At 54.5% G+C, this 1,962-nt stretch carries 3 protein-coding genes; 2 read left to right on the top strand and 1 reads right to left on the bottom strand.

The features are described from left to right. The first annotated feature begins 326 nt into the window (after window positions 1-326). On the top strand, window positions 327-566 hold the full coding sequence (gene rpmB, locus BQ17_RS09540) for a 50S ribosomal protein L28 (protein ID WP_089726503.1): 240 nt from the start codon (window positions 327-329) through the stop codon (window positions 564-566). A 13-nt stretch (window positions 567-579) separates the two neighbouring features. Then, window positions 580-747, top strand: a complete 168-nt coding sequence (rpmG, locus tag BQ17_RS09535) for a 50S ribosomal protein L33 (protein ID WP_089726501.1) — start codon at window positions 580-582, stop codon at window positions 745-747. A 164-nt stretch (window positions 748-911) separates the two neighbouring features. Here the strand turns inward: rpmG and BQ17_RS09530 are convergent, their stop codons facing one another. After that, complete coding sequence (locus BQ17_RS09530; protein ID WP_089726499.1) at window positions 912-1,508, bottom strand: Uma2 family endonuclease; 597 nt, start codon at window positions 1,506-1,508, stop codon at window positions 912-914. Between the last annotated feature and the right edge of the window lie 454 nt (window positions 1,509-1,962).

The raw sequence follows: 1,962 nt of genomic DNA, 5'->3' as shown, positions 1-1,962 counted from the left end.
AGGCTGGGGTGAGGAACGAACCCCAGCTTTGGTTGTTGCTGGGTTTTGGCCGTCCCTGGCCGCAACCCAGCCTACGGTCTATGATCCTTTTTTAGACAGTCTCTAAGCGCTTTACCGCGGCGGAGGCTATCAGGCAACTTCGAGGCCATGCAGGGAAACTACGAACCACGCGAATCGGCACGAATCGATTTCGCGAAGATTCGCATGATTCATAGTTTTCTGATAGGACCAGCCTCGTCCTTGCCAGGTTACCTGGGCTTGGCTAAAATTGTTGAGTTTTAGCTTTGAAATTCTAAGATTTTTCGTCCTTAAGAAGGCGGTGTGTCATGTCCAAAGTTTGTCAGGTAACCGGCAAGCGGCCACTTACCGGTTGCAACGTTTCCCATGCTCATAACAAGACCAAGCGACGGTTTTTACCCAATCTCCACTATCATCGCTTCTGGGTGGAAAGTGAGAAACGCTGGGTACGTCTGCGCGTATCCGCCAGCGGAATGCGCATTATCGACAAGCAAGGCATAGACCAAGTGTTGTCCGAGCTGCGCGCCCGCGGCGAGAAAGGTGTGTAAGGAGTAAAACCCCATGGCCAAAGCAGCACGTGAAAAGATCCGGCTGAATTCCAGCGCCGGTACGGGTCACTTTTACACCACGACCAAGAACAAGCGTAATCAGCCCGGCAAGATGGAGATCAAGAAGTTCGATCCGGTAGCGCGTAAGCATGTCCTTTACAAGGAAGGCAAGATCAAGTGATCGGTGTTTTCCTGTCATCTTAAGAAAAAACCCGCCGCCGGCGGGTTTTTTCTGATTTTATCCGCAGATCTGGAAAGGACTTCGATAAGACGGGGATACCGCTGTGAATCTGGGGTAGCATCGAGGACGGCCACGAGCTCGTCAGCGGGATCGCGGAGGCTCTCTTAACGTTCGACAAGCCGCAATTGCTGCGGCAACCACAAGCCTTCCAGATCGATAGACACCGCCTCGAACGGCGGTACGCGAACCTGGTCAGCGCCGGCAAAGCGACCGACTTCAATCCAGGTATTGCCATTGAGCCGGTAGACCTCCAAGGTACGCTCGACCGGATCAGTTAGCCACGCATACTGCACACCGTAACGCGCATACAGTGGCATCTTGTCCTTACGATCCTTCCGTTTGGTGGATGGAGAGAGGATCTCGCAGACCCAATCAGGAACCACCTCGACCCGGTGGCCCGTGGGAAGTATCGGCATACGCTCCCGGTGCCAGCCGGCCAGGTCCGGCACGGCCACCTCGACATCACGCACGAAATGCACTTCGGGCTCAGGGAAGATCCACCACCCACCGGGACCATCGATGCCGTCACCGTAGCTGCGGCCAATCGAGCGGTCGAAACGAGCGGCAACGTGAGCATGTGGGATTGCGGGCCGCGGTTGGGTGTGAAGTTGGCCGTTCAGAATCTCACCGACTACCCCCTCGGGCAGGGCCTCCAGGGCCTCGTAGAGGGTTGGTTGGTGTGTGGGTACTGGTTGTGGCATGGTTTTTCGAGCTCTGCGCTTCTGCGCTAATTCTATCCTACAATTCGTCCATGCTGTTCTCAGCAAGCGTGAGCCGAGCCAACCATTAGCAAGCCCTGGTTACGGAGCATGAGCCCATTGGCACGGAGCGTAAGCCGAACGTCCTGTCCATTGCCAGTGAGCGTGAGCCCGAAGTGATGGCTGTTTGCGAGCCAAGGCGTTAGCGTTGGCGAGCCGCTACAGATAGCAACCTTCCATAATCGTTAGCAGTCCCCAATCCATAAAGAGCCAACAAAACAATCTGTGGGAATCTGCGTAATCTGCGGATTGGAAAAATGCCTTCTCGGGCAGCACCAAACAACGTCAGACAACTATGGGAATCTGCAAATTGAAAATAGCTTAGAGGCTGTCTAAAAACTAACCTATTGATTTTCTACTGGCATTGATTTTCGGCTGGCTCCCCACGCTCCAGCGT

It is taken from the genome of Candidatus Thiosymbion oneisti (assembly GCF_900092655.1).
In the GTDB taxonomy this organism is placed as follows: Bacteria; Pseudomonadota; Gammaproteobacteria; order Chromatiales; family Chromatiaceae; genus Thiosymbion; species Thiosymbion oneisti.
The sequence above is the reverse complement of the archived record's forward strand: the minus strand, read 5'-3'. Positions and strand labels throughout refer to the sequence as shown.

What these genes read in the sequence shown, in the direction of transcription:
- rpmG (WP_089726501.1), top strand. Translation starts at nt 580, where the DNA reads ATGGCCAAAGCAGCACGTGAAAAGATCCGGCTGAATTCCAGCGCCGGT.
- rpmB (WP_089726503.1), top strand. Translation starts at nt 327, where the DNA reads ATGTCCAAAGTTTGTCAGGTAACCGGCAAGCGGCCACTTACCGGTTGC.
- BQ17_RS09530 (WP_089726499.1), bottom strand. Translation starts at nt 1,508, where the DNA reads ATGCCACAACCAGTACCCACACACCAACCAACCCTCTACGAGGCCCTG.